This is a genomic window from Okeania sp. SIO2B3, from assembly GCF_010672525.1.
Classification (GTDB): Bacteria; Cyanobacteriota; Cyanobacteriia; order Cyanobacteriales; family Microcoleaceae; genus Okeania.
In genome coordinates this window covers 1-18,984 of record NZ_JAAHGH010000123.1, presented here as the reverse complement: position 1 = coordinate 18,984, position 18,984 = coordinate 1, and the positions used below count along the sequence as shown (strand labels likewise).

The window sequence follows — 18,984 nt, the reverse complement described above, 5'->3', positions numbered from 1 at the left end:
CGGATACTCCAACACTGAAAAAAATCAGCAAATTTTGGCAAATTTTGCTAAATTTCCCTATTCCGCGATCCTCATTTCTCTCATTCTCCCTAAATCATTAACTTATGAGACTTTGAAACAGCCCTGCCCTCCTGGGAGGGGTTGTCTCCTAAAAAGGGTTTTCGGTGCAGAAACACTCCGCGAACAGGGTTGAAAAATGTCTTAACCAATTTTTGTAGTGCTATATTTTTCTCCAAAATAATTTTCTTTACTTGCTTTTACTATTTGTAAAATTATTTATCCAATTAATAATAATATGAACTCAGTTTGGCAGAAGTTAACATTAACTAATCTTTCTTTTTCTAACTCTCCATGGCTAAATGCTAGCTACCTTTATGGTTTAATTAATGGTTCCCTCCATAACTGGCGACGAGGTAGTTGGTTAATGCAATGGGGAGAAGCTTTGGGTTTTGTCTTGCTAGCAATTGTATTTAGTCTAGCTCCTTTTGTAAATACTGCTCTGATTGGTTTATTATTACTAGCTGGTGCTGGGTTGTGGGTATTGCTTGCCGTCTCAGATAATACTCAGGAATATTTAACTCCCATTCATCTACTGATATTCATTTATTGGGGTATTGCTACATTAGCAATGGCAACTTCGCCAGCAAGAACGGCTGCTTTTAGTGGATGGGTCAAGTTAACTCTTTATCTATTGTTATTTGTTTTAGGAGCAATGGTATTACGATCGCCTAAACTCCGCTCTTGGTTAATTATTATCTATTTATTGGTTTCTTTGGTAGTCAGTTTCTACGGTATTCGTCAATGGATAGACAAAGTTGAACCCCTAGCTACCTGGAACGACCCTACTTCTGCTCAAGCTGGTATTACTCGCGTGTATAGTTATTTGGGAAATCCTAATTTATTAGGTGGATATTTGCTACCTGCCATTGCTTTGAGCTTTGTCGCAATTTTTGCCTGGCGTACTTGGCCACAGAAATTTCTGGCAGTAACAATGTTGCTCGTGAATTGTGCTTGTTTACGTTATACAGGTAGTAGAGGCAGTTGGATAGGGTTTATAGCTTTGATGTTTGCTCTGTTAATTTTAATGTGGTATTGGTGGAGCATCTATATGCCTAGTTTTTGGCAAACTTGGTCGCTGCCAATAGCTGTGGGAAGTTTGGCAGGGTTATTAATTCTGGCGGTGGTGTTATTAGAGCCTTTGCGCAGTCGCGTTTTGAGTATTTTTGCAGGTCGCCAAGATAGTAGTAATAATTTTCGGATGAATGTCTGGATGTCTGTATTTGATATGATTCGCGATCGCCCGGTTTTGGGTATTGGGCCGGGAAATGATGTGTTTAACAAAATTTATCCTCTTTATCAGCGACCCCGTTACAGTGCTTTGAGTGCTTATTCAGTACCTTTAGAAATTATTGTGGAAACTGGTTTTATTGGTTTTACCGCTTTTTTGTGGTTGCTGTTGGTGACATTCAATCAAGGTGTATTAAATTTAAGACATTTGCGAGATGCAGGCGATCGTCAAGGATATTGGTTAATTGGGGCAATGGTGGCGATGGTAGGGTTAATGGCTCATGGTTTGGTGGATACAGTTTGGTATCGTCCTCAAATTAATACGCTTTGGTGGTTGATGGTAGCTATTATTGCTAGTTATTACAGTGGTGAGCAGAGGAAAGAGAGTATTTAGTCAGTCTAATATTTACAAGACTTACGCAAAATGTCGAATTATACGTATCTGTAGGGGTGATTCGCGAATCACCCCTTACTTAAAAAATAAGCTTGTTAAAAGATAAGTTCAATATTATAGATATGGTTTTTTCTAGTTGTATTATCTGTCCTAAAAAATCACAACAACACACTTCAAAAAATCATCAATTATCGGGCAAATTTAATATTACGAAATTTTAGGCAGCCGTCTTGAAGTTTAATTTCAGGTGCATCAAACGAAAGCATATTTTTAAACTTCAAGTAATAATTTAAAGATGTTTAAGTGTTGTGCAAAGTAGAACAGTTCTATCCTCTTACAACTATGAGCAATAATAAGACAGAATTATGGACTACAGTCGGTACTGTACTGGGTGGAGTTGCTGCTTTGATTGCAGCTATTACTCCTTTTATTAAGCCTGAGTCAGAACCACCACCGACACCTACACCCACTTCATCTCCGTCACAAGTTAAGGTAAATTACGCTCCAGTATCTGGGGTTAAATTCTTTTGTGGAACTGGTGAATATAAAGGTAGAAATGTTCCGGCAACAATTGTCGAAAATATTCAATCAAATGAAGAAATAATTGTTATTCTCTGGAAGTTAGATAATTATTATTTTGGTGAAAATTATCCACCACAAAAGCGATGTGAAATGGTGTCGGAACGGTTCCAGAATATATACGATAGAGGTGGGTTAAAATATATTGTCACGACCTTAGAAACTTGGGTTCCTAACCAAGAAATTCCGGTAGTATGTGGGGTCAAGCAAATGATGAGTTCTTGTAATAATGAAGATTTGCTTTTCACTTTACAGTCAAATGACGATCCAGATTTAGTGGTGGACGATTTGGTTAACCGCCGTCAATTTCCTAGTGAAAATCCGCCAATAATAAGAGGAGAAGAACCTCCTAATACTTTTGCTGAAGGTAAGCGAGTTTATTACGATTTTTCTGGTGTTTTGAACAGGTGGCAGCTAGAGGAAACTCCTGAGGAGAGACCTGCATTTTAAAGATTAATTTTCTACCTAAAATATTGTCTGAAATGCTTTTATTGCGTATGTCGCAATAGGAGTTTTTACTCATTGATAGTTCGGTGGTTTTATTGCGTATGTCGCAATAGGAGTTTTTACTCATTGGTTTTATTGCGGATGTCGCAATAGGAGTTTTTACTCATTGATGGTTCGATGGTTTTATTGCGGATGTCGCAATAGGAGTTTTTACTCATTGATGGTTCGATGGTTTTATTGCGGATGTCGCAATAAGAGTTTTTGCTTATTGATGGTTCGGTGGTTTTATTGCGTATGTCGCAATAGGAGTTTTTACTCATTAATACCTTCGATGGTTTTATTGCGTATGTCGCAATAGGAGTTTTTACTCATTAATACCTTCGATGGTTTTATTGCGTATGTCGCAATAGGAGTTTTTGCTCATTAATACCTTCGATGGTTTTATTGCGTATGTCGCAATAGGAGTTTTTGCTCATTGATGCTTCGGCGGTTTTATTGCGTATGTCGCAATAGGAGTTTTTGCTTATTTCTAGATGCTCAATTTTGCAGCAGTCTATTTCAGAAACACTAATAACTCAATTGTGTATAGCTATATTCTGGTGAATTATTTTTTCAACTTAAAGGAGTGTTAATTATGAAGCTTTATCAGTTAACAACAACGGCAATAATTACCTTGGTTTCTATTCTTGGTAATCCTCTAGAAAGTTTTAGTCAAAAGAAGTTTTTTATTCCCTCAGCTTTAGCACAAAATTCGTGGGTTAATAATCCTTACCGAGTAGAAATAACAGAAAAAATGTCAGATAGAGAAATTCGTTCATTTTTATCACACCTTGAACTCCTAATAGAAGTTTCTGAAGCAGACAAAAAAGCTATTATAGAAGACTTAGAAAAAATTGAATCCCTGAAAAAAAGTACTCCTGAAACTAATTCAGTAATATGTAGAGTTTATAAATTTGTTGAGGCTTGGGAAAAAGCAATTAAAGCTTGTGAAAGAAGCTTGAGAGGAGGGTACGCTTTTGCATACTCTTATATAGATGAAGCTTATGTGAGAACAAAAAAATACAACAAAGCAATTAATTCTCTGAAAAAGTATATCCGGACTTTTGAGGGGGGAGATTATTTCATTTTTCTAGAAAGAATATATATGAGACTAGGATTTATTTATTTTCAATTAGGTGATTATGCTGAAGCAATTAGACAATATCAAAAAGCAGTAGAAGTAATAGAATAAAAACAATATGGTGAGAATTCTAACCTTTCTTCAATTTATGGATATATCGGATTTTCACTCTTACGACAAGGGAAAATAGATGAGGCTGAAAAAAAAATTTTAGAGGCTATGAAAATTGATAAAAAATTATGGAATAGAAATATAGCAGTAAACCTTAATACAAGTAGAAGTTCTCCTGGTGGTATATTGGATGGTTTTGTAATAGGAGCACCTGGAATCTTTACTGATGGGTTAACAGAGTTACGCATTCAACAGGGAAAGTATAAAGAAGCTTTAGAATTTGCCGAATATGGTCGTACTCGTACTCTATCTTATCTAATCAATAAAAACCAAGAATCATCTATAGATATTAATGAAATTAAAGCCATTGCCAAACAGCAAAATGCAACACTAATTAAATATTTCACGCCCAGAAGCATCGATCATTATGCTAACTATATAGGGGGGAGGCAGACCTATGAATCCCAACTTTATGTCTGGGTAGTTCAACCCACAGGAAAAGTTGATTTTGTCAATGTAAATCTTAGTTTATTCAACTCTAAATATAATCGCATTTTATCCAATAGAAACTCATCAATCCAGGACAAAAACTCAAACTCATTCCCTAACCTTATTCCTTTTATTCCCCTACTTATTTTTATTACGGGAATTTTTCTCAGCCTAAAATTTCCTGATAGACGAAAACTGATTTTAATTAGCAGTTATTTCGTCGTATTTGCAACTATTGCTCCCACCATAAATAATCAAACTACTACTTCCAGTAATCAAAACTCAGAAATTTCTTTGGCTAATCTTTCCAGAAATACTTTTGCCAATGTCAGAGGAAATACAAGAAACTATTTATCTGAATCTGTAACAGAAGGTAACTGTCAAAATAAAGATGAGTGTTTAAAACAAGCGCACAAAATTTTGATAGAACCAATAGCTGAACTATTACCTAAAAATCCAGAAGAAGAAGTAATTATTATTCCCGACGGTGAATTATTTAGAGTTCCCTTTGCTGCCCTCAAAGGAAGTGATAATCAATATCTAATTCAAAAACATACCCTGCGAGTATCTCCCTCCATCCAACTTCTGCAAATTACCCAACAACAAAAAGCTCGAAAAGCTCCAAACTTATCCGGTCGAAACTTAGTAGTAGGTAATCCAGTTATGCCTACCTTTGAAAATGGTAAACAACTTAGTGCTTTACCCGATGCTGAAGTAGAGGCCGTAGCGATCGCTCAACTACTAAACACGACTCCTATTATAGGGGCAAGAGCAACAAAATCCAGAGTTGTTAGGTTGATGCCTAATGCTAATATTATCCATCTAGCTACTCACGGATATCCAAAGAGTTTAGCCTTTACCCCTTCAGGAAGAGATGGATTTTTAAGAGAATCGGATATTTACGGATTAAACTTGACAGCAGATTTAGTCGTCTTAAGTGCTTGCGAAACGGGGTTAGGAAAAATTACCACTGATGGAGTAGTAGGTATTGCCCGTCCGTTTGTTGGAGCAGGAGTTCCCAGTGTAGTTATTTCTTTGTGGAAAGTTCCTGATGCAGAAACTTCCGAATTAATGATAGATTTCTATAAAAATCTGCAAGCTGGACAAAACAAAGCTCAAGCTCTCCGACAAGCAATGTTAAGCACGATGAAAAAGTATCCCGAACCTGTCAACTGGGCAGGATTTTTTCTAGTCGGCGAATCCTAAGCAAATTTTCAACTGATATAATAATTTATTTACCAAGGTTATTAAGCAGCAGCAAAGACGAATTGAAAGCCAGGCTATTATTTGGGTAAAAAATGCTATTGAATGTTCTAATTTTACTTTAGTTTTACCGCTAGATCCAGAGGTATCAGATTTTCTAATAACGATGAATTTGCTTGTGGAAAATTTAGCCAAGATAGAGGAAAAGCCACAACTATAAATTATCCAGAAATTAATTACTAATTTGCCTAACCTGGAAGTACAAGGGTTAATTGTAGAAATTCAATCTCCTCAAGGCGATGGGCTGAGTGGAGAAATTACTTTAATGGGGGTTGTTATTAACAAACTAAAAAAAATTGAAACAGAATTATTTGACCGAGATTATATTTTAGCGATTAAGGCTTACCAAGAACGTTTGCCCGTATCTTGTTCAGGAGATTTGGTTAAAGAAAATAATAGTTTTGTGTTGAAAAATATCAGTAATTTTAAGCTTTTAAGTCTCTAGTAAAATAAGGCATAAATAAAAGTAGAGTGTGATTTAATAAGAAAATTAAACTGTAGAATTAGGAGAATTTGAAGATGGCTTTAACAATTTCAGATGAAGGTTTGGAAAATATTCAGCTCTCAAGTGAGATTAGAAAAAAGGCTTTACAAAAAGCGAAATAGGGGTATGTAATGGCTTTATTAGAAGTTGGATAAATTAGCAGTGGTAGAGCTGCAAAAATTTTAGGTGTTTCTCGGATTAAAATGATTGAAATGATGAATAAATGGGGGATTTATATTTTTGATGAAGAGCATGATTTGGAGGAATTACGTCAAGAAGTGGAACAAGCAGAATTAATTTTAAATCAGCAAAAATTTTAAATGATTATTGTTTCTGATACTACGCCAACTATAGCAATTCTTTAACCTATGAAGTACAGTTTTAGATCCCCCCTAACCCCCCTTAATAAGGGGGGAAGCTTCAAAGTCCCCCTTTCTAAGGGGGATTTAGGGGGATCGTAAATCTACTTCATAACTATGGGAATTGCTATAATTTTTTTTCAATCCTTTCCTCTTCCTTCTTCCTTCCAAAATTACTGAATTAATTTCTCCCAAGCCTGCCATAAAATCTCTGCAGTTTAACAAGGGGGGAAACTTCAAAGTCCCCCTTTCTAAGGGGGATTTAGGGGGATCGTAAATCTACCTCATAACTATGGGAATTGTTATAGTTTTTTTTCAATCCTTCCCTCTTCCCTCTTCCTTCCAAACTACCGAATTAATTTCTCCCAAGCTTGCCACAAAATATCTGCCCTTTCCACCGGACTCTTCGGCAAACATTCCCTTGCCTTCTCCAAACACATTTGTGCTTTTTGCTCATCTCCAGACTTCTTAATTGCTAAACTCAACCATAACCAAACCATTGGTTGATTCCCCTCAATATCCAAAGATTTAAAATAACTTTCCACAGCCTTTTCATATCTTTGCAATTGATAAAATAACACCCCCAAACTCCGCCAGCCTTGCCAATGATTAGGCTGCAATTTCACAGTTTTTTGATAACAAAAAATCGCCTCTTCATAACGCTTCAATTGATAACAAACCTCAGCCTTCTTGTACCAAGCATCATAATTATTTGGTCGAATAGAAATAGCACGGTCATAAGAAGCGATCGCTGCTTCAGTTTTCCCAAATTCTTGCATAATTCGACCTTTAATAACTTGTGGAATTCCCCCAAGCATTTTTGTTAACAAAGAAGGATTATTTCCTCCTGCTTGAGAACCCGAAGCAGCAAAATTTTTCTGATATTTTACCGACTCTAATTCTTTTAAAACCTCTTCTACAGACTGATACCTTTGATTAATATTCGGAGCCAAAAGCTTATCAATAATTATCCCCAATTCTTCACTAATAGGAGACTGCAAATATTGTCGCCAAACCCACCGACCCTCAACCACATCAAACAACTCAAAAGGCGCCACTTGAGTCAACAAATATATACAAGTAACCCCCAAATTATAAAGGTCACTAGCAGGAACCGCCTTTCCCGCCAACTGTTCCGGAGCAACATATCCCGCACTACCAATCATCGTTCCAGTTTGGCCAAGAGAAGATTCTGTAATTACCTTACTAGCTCCAAAATCCACCAACACCAACTGACCTTTAATTTCCCCTCCACCATCAGGAAGCGTAATTGAATTGCGCCGAATAATATTTTCAGGCTTAATATCCCGATGAATTACCTGCCGTTCGTGGACAAAATCCAACACAGGCAACAAATCCCAAAGTAACTCCTGAATCTGATTTTCAGTAAAAACCCCATTAACAACCAATTCCTGCTCTAAATTTTGCCCATCAATAAACTCTTGGATGAGATATTGTTGCTCACCTTGCTGAAAATGAGCCATTAATTCTGGGATTTGAGGATGTTGACCCAACTCATCAAGTCTGACGGCCTCCCTACCAAACAACTCAGCAGCTTTTTCCGCATTAGCACTATTTTGAGGAAAAAATTGTTTAATCACACACCGGGGTCGGGAAGGTTTATACTCATCCACAGCCAGAAAAGTTTTGCCAAAGCCACCTTGACCAATAGGCTTAATAGTACGGTAGCGATCGCCCAAAAGTAACTTAGCTCCGCAGCTCTGACAAAATCGATTATCGGAGGGATTATATGGCTTTCGGCATTCAGAGTTAAGACAGTAGCTCATCCTGATTTTTCACTTGAAAATTTAGTTATATCAACTCACTTCAATTAACCTTAATATTAGGCACTACTGCTACTAACTAGACATAGGCATGATAATAAAAAATAAAATCAATGATCGTGCAGAAATTATCAATTCTTTCCCCTCCTGGGAGGGGTTAGGGGTGGGTTCCCTACTGCCTACTGCCTACTCCCTCTTTTCTGGAAATGTCTACTTCTTATATCATGTCCGTTTAATTAGCGATAGAACTCCGTTCCGCTGACGCGTTAACGCAGTTTTGCGCCAGCAATCAAAAACTATCTTCTCCTCTTCCTTTTCCTTCTTTTTTCCTCCTGACTCCTGTCTCCTGTCTCCTGTCTCCTGACTCCTCCGTTCTATCAGAGTTCAGACTCGAGAACCGAAGAAGGGATAGGTACCTCTTCAACAGTTGGATATTTTTCTATAGTTAAAGTTGATTGTTGAGAACCAGATAGTCGTTTGAGAAGCTTAGGTTTAGGGTCATGCAGCAAATAAATAATCCGATCGCCTATTTGCCAACTTTCCATGGCAGATAAAACTTGAAGACTTCCTTGCCTTTCTATCAAAACTGGCATTAACTCCCCTGCTCGAATAAGTGCTTTAAGGTGAGTCTTTTGGAACTCAAATCCCAATTGCTTAAGCACTGTTTCTCCTAACTTCACTTCTCTGTCAGAAAGATATTCATTCCAACTTTTGATATTTAACTCTGAAGTAAACGCTTGTTGAACCTTCTCTTTACCATTTAGACTTTTATTCTGAGGACTTTTCGGATAAATAGCTAATACTCTTGGTGGCTTAAATTCTTCTGCTGCTCTTTGAGCCAAAACCAAATTTACCTCTTCATTCTTAGTCATTGCTAAGAAAGTTCCTACTGATTCTAAACCAGCCTCTTCTAGGACATTAGTATCAAAAGCACTACTTTTGTATACTTGTAAACCTTCCTTTTCTGCCTGCTGACAAGCTTCCTCATCTGTATCTATAAGTACCACTGATTCACCCCTGTCCTTAAATATACGTCCAATTAATCGAGACAGAGGATTTGAACCCACAATTACAGCACCAGTGGCCGCACTAGAAGTAATTCCCAAAAATTGAGCCACGAATCTTGCCGTTAGTCCTTGACTAAATACCGTCATAATAATAGTTAAGAACACCAAAGCCTTGATAGAGTCACCACCATTGAGACCTTTCTGAGTTAACAAGATAGCAAATAAGGAAGAAACTGAAGCTGAAACTATTCCTCTAGGAGCAACCCAACTGACAAACATCTTTTGTCGCCAATTCAGCCTACTATTCCAAGTACAGATTAATACGTTGAGAGGACGAACCAGGAACATCAAGCTCAAAACTGTCAACACACTTCCCCAACCTAGAGCAACAATACTTGCTAAGGATAGGTCTGCTGCTAGTAAAATAAACAATACTGAAACGGCCAACATTGTTAGTTGTCCTTTAAACCGCCTTAATAATCGTAACTCTGGTATTTCGGCTGCCCCAACGAAAATTCCTGCTACGACTGTGGCCATCAATCCTGATTCACTGCGGACTTCTTCTGCTAGACCAAACATTCCCCACAGAGCAGCTAAAACTACCAGATTTGCTAATTCTTCAGACAGAAACTTTGCTCTTTTGAGAGTGAATCCTAAAATCCAGCCTCCTGCTGCACCAATGATAGTCCCCATTCCTAAGCGCACAACTAGGTCCCTAAATAATCCTAGAGGGTCAGCGCCTTCATTTAAAACTATGTTCAGTACCAATACCGCCAGAATTGCGCCTACAGGATCGATGAGAACTCCTTCTCCTTCCAACAACGTAGCTACTTGTCGGTCTACTGAAACCTGTTTTAGCAATGGTCCTACCACTGTTGGCCCTGTCACTACTACTAAGGAGGCATAAAGGAATGCGATCGCCCAGGGAAACTCACCTAACCAGTGAGCGGCCATACCACCACCAATTAAAGTTACCAGTGTACCTATGGTTACTAAGTTGCGGATACTACCGGAAACTTTTCCTAACTCTCTAAGTTCCAAATTCAAGCCCCCCTCAAAGAGAATGAGGGCTACAAATAAGGATACTAATACTTCTAGACCATTACCTAGTAGGTTTGGATGCACCACTCCCAGGACATCATTGCCTACTAGAATACCAAACAGTAGTAAAAAAACTATCGCAGGTACTTTAAGGTAGGCTGCCAGAACTTGGGCTCCTATACCACTGATTACAGTTAGGATGATCAGTAGAGTTATGTCAAATGGTATTTCCATAAGTGTTATCTTTAAATTCCCAGACTTACCAGCTTTTTTTTATTCAGCTTCAGATTTTAATTCTGAAATTATATGTTTTAATTTTTTTGCTGGTTAGTTTTTCTGTATTTTATTCTTTATTTTAGCTATGAAATTACTATTTAGAAGGATTGATTGTTGATTTAAAGTTAGGTGAATTTTAGGAATTATCTGAATCAAACAATTGAATCACAAAGTTTCTAATTTTTTTATTCCCTAATTAATTTCTGTGTAAATTTTATAATCTAAATATTTGCCCATAATTCTTTTGAAATATAGGAAATCTCTTTCGTATTATAACTACTCTTAACCAAAGTGCAACTATGGTTATTTTTGACTTATACCTAAAGAGTATAATCTATCTAGATGTAGGCCATGGCTGATGTTATACAAAATCCGCCTTAGCAAGAGGGTAATTTAAAAAGTTGTAGCCTTTGCTATACATAGGATTTGTGAATAGGACAAGCCTCATTTTATACCTGGATTTGGTATTACCAGGTTTTTCGCCTAAAGAGAAATTCCCTGAGATTAGGTCTTTTTGACAAATATGATTATATGTGGTAGATTATTTTAAATAACAAATTCTTCTAAATACTAAATCCGGATTTAGACAAGAATTTTATTCATAGGGCAAGGCAAGGGGTTCTTTGAACATTATGAGAAAAGCAGTCCCAAATGTATTTAACCATGGGATAGAGGGTGTTGTAGTTTACCCCTCTTCCTTAAAAATTGAACTATTGGGACTTACACAAAATAGAGTTATAAAATAGTCTCAAATATATACAGGCAGATAGTTTCACGTCAAAAAGGTATAATTCTTTCACAAGCACGGGTTTCAGGCATTTTTAGGGCATTGAGGTAATTCCCTTATGCAGACTGACTCTCAGACATTTTCTGGTCAAAAAATGTGTAAGTACAATTATGACGATTCGAGGTTTTTTTTATGTTCAATCAAATGGATTTAATATAAAGGAGAAATATAGCGATCGCCTCTATAGAAATAGTCTAATAATTTTATACTTTTCTCTGTCCTAACCCTACGAGATGCTACAAGTTTTTCCTACAGAATGTTGGAGAAATATACCGACAATAGCCATTTTGTTCCGCAACATATTTATATCATGTCCGGATAATTAGTGACAAAAAAAACTTTCTCCTTTTAAACCTTTCTTTCCCTTCTACCTTCTACCTTCCTTCCTCCTAAGTGTAACTATTCAAGCGGACATGATATTACGCAGTATTCCGCATCGAAAAAGCAGAAGCTCTGGGAAGCGCAAAAATGCAATCCCTCCTAAGCTTTTGCCTACTTCTCCAGCATTTGTACCTTCAGAAAGTTGCAAACTGCTACATATTTTAACTAAGATATGTTCGAGACAGAAACACTTACTCTAGGAAAAAATTAATCCTTACTAAAGTTCCGTTGCTCTTAATTATAGGGATTTCCTGTTGCTTGATTCCCAGTAATTTGTTTTCTAGCAAAAACTTTATTTATACTATTTCACTGTTTTCTGTTCCTTACTACCCTCAAACATTTAATTCTTTTTTTATGTCTCAAGTTTAAGTGCTATACATAAAAGCTTTTTTTGTTCAATTAGTTAGCTGAATACAACTACTAAAATATTTAAAATAAATGACTATGTTCACTATCTAGACATTCTCCACCTTGCCAGACTCTACCAGTATGTTCACATTCTTGTTTAGTTTTGAGCCAAGGAATTTCTGTAGGAGATATCGCAGGAATTTCCGTAGGATATATAGGTTGATTGGCTACAACCCATTTATCATACAAATGATATGCAATCGCTCCAGTTAAAAATAGAGCATCTCCACATATGATTGTAAATATTAATGTTTTTAATACTAATTTCTTGGTCTTACTATTTTTACGCTCACGCTCAAAAGTAGAATAAGAACCCTGAATTAAATTATTTTGTCTTAACATAAGCCCTCCCGCAGATCAAAAATAAGCATATATGTAGTAAGCCTCAATTAGCTCACCTCTATCTCTATAATTCAAAAAAATATAGAGTAGAAATTATTAATCTTTTAGTGATTTACATCACAATCAATAATAATGCAAAATTTACTTGAAGTGCAAGTACTTCTACTGAACTTCATCAAAGCTTCATAATTAACTTCAATCTTAAAAAACTTGTTATTTCTAAAATCTTTGCAACAAATTATTGCCAGCACAATACCTGTTTATGAAAAAAAAAACTTTTGCTATGAAAAACTGTAAAAAATGTGGTTTATTAAATTATATTGATACTGCTAATTTAAGAATAAATAGACAAATAGTATAAATATATAGAGGTATAGATGATTTTATGGTTTTTATTATTATTTATAATTTCACTATTTTCTTGAAGGTATAAACTTCTTTGTAGTGATCAGCCTTAAGAAGACGAGCAACAATCTTTACCTGCAATCATTTGTAGTAATATTTAAGTAAAAAATGAATTCCCAAAAATATACTTTAGGTATACTTTAGGTATACTTTAGGTATTTGAAATCGCTATAGTTATCTCTAGTTGGGGGTTTGAGCCTTAAATACCAAGTATGATTTATGAAGTTTTTGTAAAGTACTAGAACATTGAATAACTTCATCAAAGCTTCATAAAACTCTGAATTTTATGGCCTAATTGTTGAATATACTGAAAGTCAAAGCCACACTATTAGACTGACACACCTTAGATGGGAGATGGGGAGATGGGGGGATGGGGAGATTAAGACACCTAGAAACAAAAATAAGAGTGCACAGTTTTAGATGTACCAGTCTAGTAGGGAGAAATAATTGATAATTTCTGTGTGATAATTGATTTGATTTTTGATTTTTGGAGATGTCTATTAAGAAGAAATAAGAAAAAGGAAGAAAAGGAGAAAGTTTTTTTATCGGTAATTATACGGATATGAGATAAGTCCTGTTAGCTTGATAAACCTGAGAAACTTGTGAAGATAAAATTAATCATGCGATCGCTATTTGAAGTCGCCAGGTGGCACTACTCTCTCAAGACTCCGCAGACATATTTATTGTTGTTATAGCTATTTACTATGAGTTGAAATTAGCTACTGTTGATGCGAATATTACAGAGAGTTTGGAACGACGAATACTGTTGATGAAATCTGAGGATAGTTGAATTTTAGGAGTCTGGTATTTCTGGTTGTCAAGCAAGACTTTATTGGTTTCGCGATGTTTCTCCGAGTTTTAACTTTTTTGGTTGTCTGTTGCTGGAGAATTTAGGTATGATTTGATATGTGGCCAGATATGCTGTTTTGATCGGAGGTAAGGTTATGATGGGAAATGAAGTTTAAGTAAGTCCAGGAAAAACAGGGTTGAATACATACAGGACTTACGCAAATTAACCTTAAAAACCCCAGATGTAGGGGGGTTTTGCTGTCGCATAACTCATTTTTTTATCAGAAATATATAATAGGACTTGATATTACCTAATTAACTGCATATTCTGTAAATTTCCTTTTAAAAGGAGAATGAAAACCAATAACAATATCATGTTTTGGCACTCCTAAATTCACCAGTTTTTCAGCAATTTCTATTTCTGTTGTATTGTGCTGAATCCAAATTTTCCCATCTTTGATATCTAAGTGTAAAGTACATCCATAAACCCGAATTTTATTTTGCCAACCCATATTTACAATTTGATAATGATGATTTTTGGTATCACAAACAAATTGTCGTTCTATGTCTTTATTAAGGGATTTATAGCTAGCATATTCTTGCAAAAGTTGTTTAATTAAATTACTATATCTATCTACATTATCCATATTATCCATTGTTGAATTACCTCCAATGATTGATGATTTAATTATACTGGCGATCTAGAAGCTCGCACTGGATAATCTACATTATCCATTGTTGAATTACCTCCGATGATTGATTGATAATTTAATTATATATAGCATTTCCCAAGCTAGTGAGGTACAGTAATCTTTTTTATTCCTATTCCCTATTCCCTATTCCCTGTTGCCTGTTGCCTGTTGCCTGTTGCCTAAAAAAACGAATTTTGTATCTCACCAGTATGAGAATTGCTATAATTATATTCGCGAGCTAGAAGCTCGCACTGGATAATCTAAATTATCCATTGTTGAATTACCTCCGATGTTGGATCATAAATCATAAATTTTAGCTGTTGTTGTTGGGTAATTTTTTTAATTAATTCCCGTCTAAAAAATACCTGATAAGTTTCAAATGGAACTGCTAAGTATAGCTGTCTTTCAGGTTCAACTTCACCTAGAACAAATCTATAATTGATAAATTGACCTAATGCTATATGAAATTATGAAATTGTAGAACTCCCTAAAAAGTTTTTGATTTCCACTGCAATTTTTTCATTATTTCGTTCTGCTGCTAAAAGTTTTTCTGCACCCAAATCAATATAAACTTCTATATCAATTAAATCAATATGAAGTGGGTCGTGGGTAATACGCCAGCCATTTTTTTCTAAAGCGTGTCGTACTGCATTATGAAAAGTATCTCGAACTGGCATTGGTTTACTCCTTAATTTGTGCATCTATTTTTTTTGATTTGTTCTAATTTTTTTCTAATCAAAATATCAACTTCTTCAACTTCAGCAATTGATTTCGGAATATCAAAAGTTTCTGTTTGAGCTTCAGAAGTAAAGCGTTCGACAAATATATGAAATGCTGCTTTCTCATTGGGATGAGCAATAACATAAGCTCTAATTTAAGCTTATGTTATTGCTATTAAAATCTGGCTTCATCATAAGAATATCCAAGTGCCATCGGCATATATTTCTATCTCTATATTATCTCCTGCCAAGATAAACAAATTACCGAATAATTAATAATTAATAATTAAATAATTCTGGTTTAAAGCCTCCCCTTTTAAGGGAAAAAAAAAGAAATAATATTTCCTTATCTCCCACATTCCGCAGCACAAAATGTAGCATAAAAACATAAGTCAAAAGTCAAAAGTAAGAAGTAATAAATAAGAAGTAAGAAGAAAATTATAGTGGTCAATAAGAGTCAAGGAATCAGTAAGTATTTACTTAATATTTAACTAATAATTTGACTCCTGATCGAGGTAAATGAAGATAATTTATATAGTATAAATACTTTAGTAAGCTACGGATTTTATACTAATTTTCATGTGACAAATTGAAGTGTGGAATGTGGGTTATATTCAATCAAGAGCGGTTTTAACCAGAGGTAATTATCAATTATCCATTATCAATTATCAATTAATGAACTGTTCGCTCGTCTAGACGAACAAGAAAAATAGAGGTGAATGTATTAGTTAAAGATTGGCAGAGTATGACACATCTGATGCTTTGTTCAGCAGTTGGCAAGTTTGTTTACCCCATATTGTTCTGTTGCTATTAATTTCATGTTTAATTACTACTAACTTTTTGGATAGTGCCACTAGCTGTAGGGGCGAATACCATTCGCCCTCCCTATATGTAGAGTATCAGCGTAAGTCCTGATTATTTCATCAATTACTGCATCCGATCGATAGTCCGATACTGAATTGCCTCAGCAACATAAGCAGGTTTCAACTCCTCATCCCCCGCTAAGTCAGCAATAGTCCTCGCCACCTTCAAAATTCGATCGCTCGCCCTCGCTGACAACCCCAATTTCCTAATCGCCCCCTCCAATAAATTCCGACTACTATCATCCAACTTACACCACTTGCGAAAATGACGACTCTGCATCTGAGCATTACAACTTAAACCAACCTCATCCTGAAACCGATGTCGTGCGCGATCGCGTGCAACTTTCACCCTCTCCCTCACATCAACCGATCCTTCGCCAGTGTCCTGCCTCGTAATTTCCTCCGGTTTTAACCGACTAACTATCACCTGTAAATCAATCCTATCCATCAACGGTCCCGAAAGTTTTCCCCAATATTGCTCCCGTTGCCGTGGCGAACAAGTGCATTGTTGAATCGGATCTCCATAATAACCGCACGGACAAGGGTTTGTACTGGCAACCAAAGTAAACTGAGCCGGAAACTCCACCGACATTCTAGTGCGGGATATTGTCACCACCCCATCCTCCAAAGGTTGACGCAAATATTCCAAAACATTGCGGTTAAACTCCGTTAACTCATCCAAAAATAATACCCCTCGGTGAGATAAAGAAATTTCCCCCGGTCGCGGAAAACTACCTCCACCCACCAAAGACGGCCCAGAAGCAGAATGATGAGGACTGCGAAACGGGCGATCGCTCACCAAACTCCCCTTATCTTTCAACAACCCCGCCACCGAATAAATTTGAGTCACTTCCAACGCCTCCTCAAAATTCAACGGAGGCAAAATTCCTGGTAAACGTCGCGCCAACATAGTTTTCCCACTGCCAGGAGGGCCAACAAAAATCAAATTATGCCCCCCAGCAGCAGCTATTTCCAAAGCCCGACGAGCATGATTTTGTCCTTTAACTTCTTTTAAATCTAAACCAGAAAATTGTTGTTTTGCCAAAATCTCAGCAATATCTACTTCTACAGGAGAAAAGTTAGTGGGATTATTCAAAAAATTCGTGACATCAAATATATTGTCAAATCCATAAACCGATAACCCCTTAACTACCGCCGCCTCCTTTGCATTAGCAGCAGGCACAACTAACCCGCTGATTCCCATTTTTTCTGCTGCTGCAGCAATAGGTAAAATTCCAGCTACTGGTCGTAATGTACCATCAAGAGAAACTTCTCCCAAAAATAGATGGTCTCCTAATAAGTCGGCATTCACTTGTTGCGAGGCAGCCAAAATTCCCATACTAATAGGTAAGTCAAAACTCGGACCTTCCTTGCGTAAATCTCCGGGGGTGAGATTAACCAGAATTTTCCGCATGGGGAAGGCATAACCGCAATTTTTGAGAGTAGCTTTGACTCTTTCCTTTGATTCTTGAACTGCTACATCTGGCAATCCCACAACGACAACTTTCGGCAGTCCTCCCGATACATCGACTTCCACACCCACTTTGACGGCCTCAATGCCAATTATTGATGCACTCCAGACTCTAGCTAACATATTCCTTTATTCTTTTATTTATATAGTGAGTTATTTGAATATAGATAAATGGCCGAGCAAGACACTCTTTTCAGTAAAATTATCCGGCGCGAGATTCCGGCGGACATTGTTTATGAGGATGATATGGCCCTCGCCTTCAAAGATATTAATCCTCAAGCTCCCGTTCATATCCTCGTGATTCCGAAAAAGCCTATTCCCAAGTTAGCCGATGCTTCACCGGAAGACCATAGTTTGATGGGACATTTATTGCTGACAGCCAAGCGGGTTGCTGAACAAGCAGGACTTGAAAATGGCTATCGTGTAGTGATCAATAATGGAGCTGAAGCTGGTCAAACTGTTTTTCATTTACATCTTCATATTCTTGGAGGTCGTCAAATGCAGTGGCCTCCAGGATAATTCCAGATATAGCAGTACGTTCTTTGGGGTTTAGGGACTATGGAGTAGGGAATAGAGGAATGTTTGCGCCCTATTTGAGTAATGCTATAGATAATGTAGTGGAGTGGCACGCCTAATATCAAGCGTTGCATAAATGCGGGATGATTTTAATAGTTTTGTGGAATGGGCATCTTGCCCGTTCCCCGTTCCCGTTCCCGTTCCTGATATTTTTGGGCAGGCAGGGACAGGCAGGATGCCTGCCCCCACTTACCACTTATATTCATCCCGCCCCTCAGCGATGCCTAATATCAAGCTATACTGAATTAACTACAATATAATCAGGACTTACGCAGAGACTCTACATATAGTAGTTGAAAAGTCAATTTACGTAAGTCCTGTGTGCAATAGATTTTTGTCTCTAGGTGTCTTTGATCTCCCCATCTCCCCATCTCCCCATCCCCCCATCTCTGGGAATCTCAAGAATAAAGCATAAGTCTAACTTATAATAAAATTCAAAAATACTTTTCTTAAAACCCTTTACAAAACTAAATTAGATGATTAATATAGTAAACAAGAAAGCAAAAACGCTTTCGAGAACCTTGAAAAATACATAGCAATTATAAAACAATGACAACTACCTTACAACAGCGTGAAAACGCTAACGTATGGGAAAAGTTCTGTAGCTGGATCACCAGCACAGATAATCGTTTATACATCGGTTGGTTCGGTGTATTAATGATCCCTACCTTGTTAACAGCTACTATCTGCTACATCATCGCATTCGTAGCAGCTCCTCCAGTAGACATTGATGGTATCCGCGAACCCGTCGCTGGTTCCTTAATGTACGGAAACAACATCATCTCCGGAGCAGTAGTACCTTCCTCCAACGCCATCGGTCTACACTTCTACCCCATCTGGGAAGCAGCAAGTTTGGATGAGTGGCTATACAACGGTGGCCCATACCAGCTAGTAATCTTCCACTTCCTCA

Annotated in this window: 15 protein-coding genes and 3 pseudogenes; 9 read left to right on the top strand and 9 right to left on the bottom strand. The window is 36.9% G+C overall.

The annotated features are described in order from the left end of the window. Window positions 1-295 precede the first annotated feature (295 nt). The 6 genes from F6K15_RS33585 to F6K15_RS33560 all read left to right on the top strand — a co-directional run bounded on the left by F6K15_RS33585 (window position 296) and on the right by F6K15_RS33560 (window position 6,494). A complete protein-coding gene (locus F6K15_RS33585) occupies window positions 296-1,681 on the top strand; it encodes an IctB family putative bicarbonate transporter (RefSeq protein ID WP_293069790.1) in 1,386 nt (461 codons plus the stop codon). A gap of 342 nt (window positions 1,682-2,023) precedes the next feature. Beyond that, window positions 2,024-2,710 (top strand): COP23 domain-containing protein, encoded by a 687-nt coding sequence (locus F6K15_RS33580; RefSeq protein WP_293069788.1) that lies wholly within the window; start codon window positions 2,024-2,026, stop codon window positions 2,708-2,710. A gap of 631 nt (window positions 2,711-3,341) precedes the next feature. Continuing rightward, window positions 3,342-3,938 carry a lipopolysaccharide assembly protein LapB gene (locus F6K15_RS33575; protein ID WP_293069787.1) on the top strand — a complete coding sequence of 199 codons (597 nt, stop codon included), beginning with the start codon at window positions 3,342-3,344 and terminating at the stop codon, window positions 3,936-3,938. A 108-nt stretch (window positions 3,939-4,046) separates the two neighbouring features. Further along, window positions 4,047-5,633: a CHAT domain-containing protein gene (locus tag F6K15_RS33570; protein ID WP_293069785.1), complete on the top strand. Its 1,587-nt coding sequence runs from the start codon at window positions 4,047-4,049 to the stop codon at window positions 5,631-5,633. Between the two features lie 241 nt (window positions 5,634-5,874). Further along, a complete protein-coding gene (locus tag F6K15_RS33565; protein WP_293069783.1) occupies window positions 5,875-6,135 on the top strand; it encodes a hypothetical protein in 261 nt (86 codons plus the stop codon). A gap of 194 nt (window positions 6,136-6,329) precedes the next feature. Continuing rightward, window positions 6,330-6,494, top strand: a complete 165-nt coding sequence (locus tag F6K15_RS33560) for a UPF0175 family protein (RefSeq protein ID WP_293069793.1) — start codon at window positions 6,330-6,332, stop codon at window positions 6,492-6,494. A gap of 386 nt (window positions 6,495-6,880) precedes the next feature. Here the strand turns inward: F6K15_RS33560 and F6K15_RS33555 are convergent, their stop codons facing one another. The 3 genes from F6K15_RS33555 to F6K15_RS33545 form a co-directional block, all read right to left on the bottom strand. Further along, entirely contained in the window at window positions 6,881-8,320 is a 1,440-nt protein-coding gene (locus tag F6K15_RS33555; RefSeq protein WP_293069781.1) for a tetratricopeptide repeat protein, read from the bottom strand. A 374-nt stretch (window positions 8,321-8,694) separates the two neighbouring features. Beyond that, the gene (locus F6K15_RS33550) at window positions 8,695-10,599 is read right to left on the bottom strand and encodes a sodium:proton antiporter (protein ID WP_293069779.1); all 1,905 of its coding nucleotides are present in this window, start codon (window positions 10,597-10,599) and stop codon (window positions 8,695-8,697) included. Between the two features lie 1,639 nt (window positions 10,600-12,238). After that, window positions 12,239-12,559, bottom strand: coding sequence for a hypothetical protein (locus F6K15_RS33545; protein ID WP_293069777.1), 321 nt, complete (start codon window positions 12,557-12,559; stop codon window positions 12,239-12,241). A gap of 1,051 nt (window positions 12,560-13,610) precedes the next feature. On the opposite strand from F6K15_RS33545, the gene F6K15_RS33540 reads away from it, so the two are divergent. Next, the gene (locus tag F6K15_RS33540) at window positions 13,611-13,754 is read left to right on the top strand and encodes a hypothetical protein (RefSeq protein ID WP_293069775.1); all 144 of its coding nucleotides are present in this window, start codon (window positions 13,611-13,613) and stop codon (window positions 13,752-13,754) included. 310 nt (window positions 13,755-14,064) lie between these two features. Here F6K15_RS33540 and F6K15_RS33535 read toward each other — a convergent pair whose 3' ends face one another. The 6 genes and pseudogenes from F6K15_RS33535 to F6K15_RS33525 all read right to left on the bottom strand — a co-directional run bounded on the left by F6K15_RS33535 (window position 14,065) and on the right by F6K15_RS33525 (window position 17,621). Further along, complete coding sequence (locus tag F6K15_RS33535; RefSeq protein ID WP_363269263.1) at window positions 14,065-14,409, bottom strand: XisI protein; 345 nt, start codon at window positions 14,407-14,409, stop codon at window positions 14,065-14,067. Between the two features lie 296 nt (window positions 14,410-14,705). After that, window positions 14,706-15,122 (bottom strand): annotated as a pseudogene (locus F6K15_RS33530) (XisH family protein). An 11-nt stretch (window positions 15,123-15,133) separates the two neighbouring features. After that, complete coding sequence (locus F6K15_RS39165) at window positions 15,134-15,304, bottom strand: hypothetical protein (RefSeq protein WP_375341106.1); 171 nt, start codon at window positions 15,302-15,304, stop codon at window positions 15,134-15,136. Window positions 15,305-15,355: 51 nt separating this feature from the next. Then, window positions 15,356-15,427, bottom strand: a pseudogene (locus F6K15_RS39160) (hypothetical protein); the annotation flags it as partial. Window positions 15,428-15,836: 409 nt separating this feature from the next. Next, on the bottom strand, window positions 15,837-15,944 hold the full coding sequence (locus F6K15_RS39155; protein WP_375341105.1) for a hypothetical protein: 108 nt from the start codon (window positions 15,942-15,944) through the stop codon (window positions 15,837-15,839). 147 nt (window positions 15,945-16,091) lie between these two features. Continuing rightward, complete coding sequence (locus tag F6K15_RS33525) at window positions 16,092-17,621, bottom strand: YifB family Mg chelatase-like AAA ATPase (RefSeq protein WP_293069773.1); 1,530 nt, start codon at window positions 17,619-17,621, stop codon at window positions 16,092-16,094. Between the two features lie 48 nt (window positions 17,622-17,669). Between F6K15_RS33525 and F6K15_RS33520 the strand changes: the two genes are divergently transcribed. Further along, window positions 17,670-18,017 (top strand): histidine triad nucleotide-binding protein, encoded by a 348-nt coding sequence (locus F6K15_RS33520; protein ID WP_293069771.1) that lies wholly within the window; start codon window positions 17,670-17,672, stop codon window positions 18,015-18,017. 606 nt (window positions 18,018-18,623) lie between these two features. Beyond that, a pseudogene (locus F6K15_RS33515) lies at window positions 18,624-18,984 on the top strand (photosystem II q(b) protein); the annotation flags it as partial.

What these genes read in the sequence shown, in the direction of transcription:
- F6K15_RS33585 (WP_293069790.1), top strand. Translation starts at nt 296, where the DNA reads ATGAACTCAGTTTGGCAGAAGTTAACATTAACTAATCTTTCTTTTTCT.
- F6K15_RS33580 (WP_293069788.1), top strand. Translation starts at nt 2,024, where the DNA reads ATGAGCAATAATAAGACAGAATTATGGACTACAGTCGGTACTGTACTG.
- F6K15_RS33575 (WP_293069787.1), top strand. Translation starts at nt 3,342, where the DNA reads ATGAAGCTTTATCAGTTAACAACAACGGCAATAATTACCTTGGTTTCT.
- F6K15_RS33570 (WP_293069785.1), top strand. Translation starts at nt 4,047, where the DNA reads ATGAAAATTGATAAAAAATTATGGAATAGAAATATAGCAGTAAACCTT.
- F6K15_RS33555 (WP_293069781.1), bottom strand. Translation starts at nt 8,320, where the DNA reads ATGAGCTACTGTCTTAACTCTGAATGCCGAAAGCCATATAATCCCTCC.
- F6K15_RS33550 (WP_293069779.1), bottom strand. Translation starts at nt 10,599, where the DNA reads ATGGAAATACCATTTGACATAACTCTACTGATCATCCTAACTGTAATC.
- F6K15_RS33545 (WP_293069777.1), bottom strand. Translation starts at nt 12,559, where the DNA reads ATGTTAAGACAAAATAATTTAATTCAGGGTTCTTATTCTACTTTTGAG.
- F6K15_RS33535 (WP_363269263.1), bottom strand. Translation starts at nt 14,409, where the DNA reads ATGGATAATATGGATAATGTAGATAGATATAGTAATTTAATTAAACAA.
- F6K15_RS33525 (WP_293069773.1), bottom strand. Translation starts at nt 17,621, where the DNA reads ATGTTAGCTAGAGTCTGGAGTGCATCAATAATTGGCATTGAGGCCGTC.
- F6K15_RS33520 (WP_293069771.1), top strand. Translation starts at nt 17,670, where the DNA reads ATGGCCGAGCAAGACACTCTTTTCAGTAAAATTATCCGGCGCGAGATT.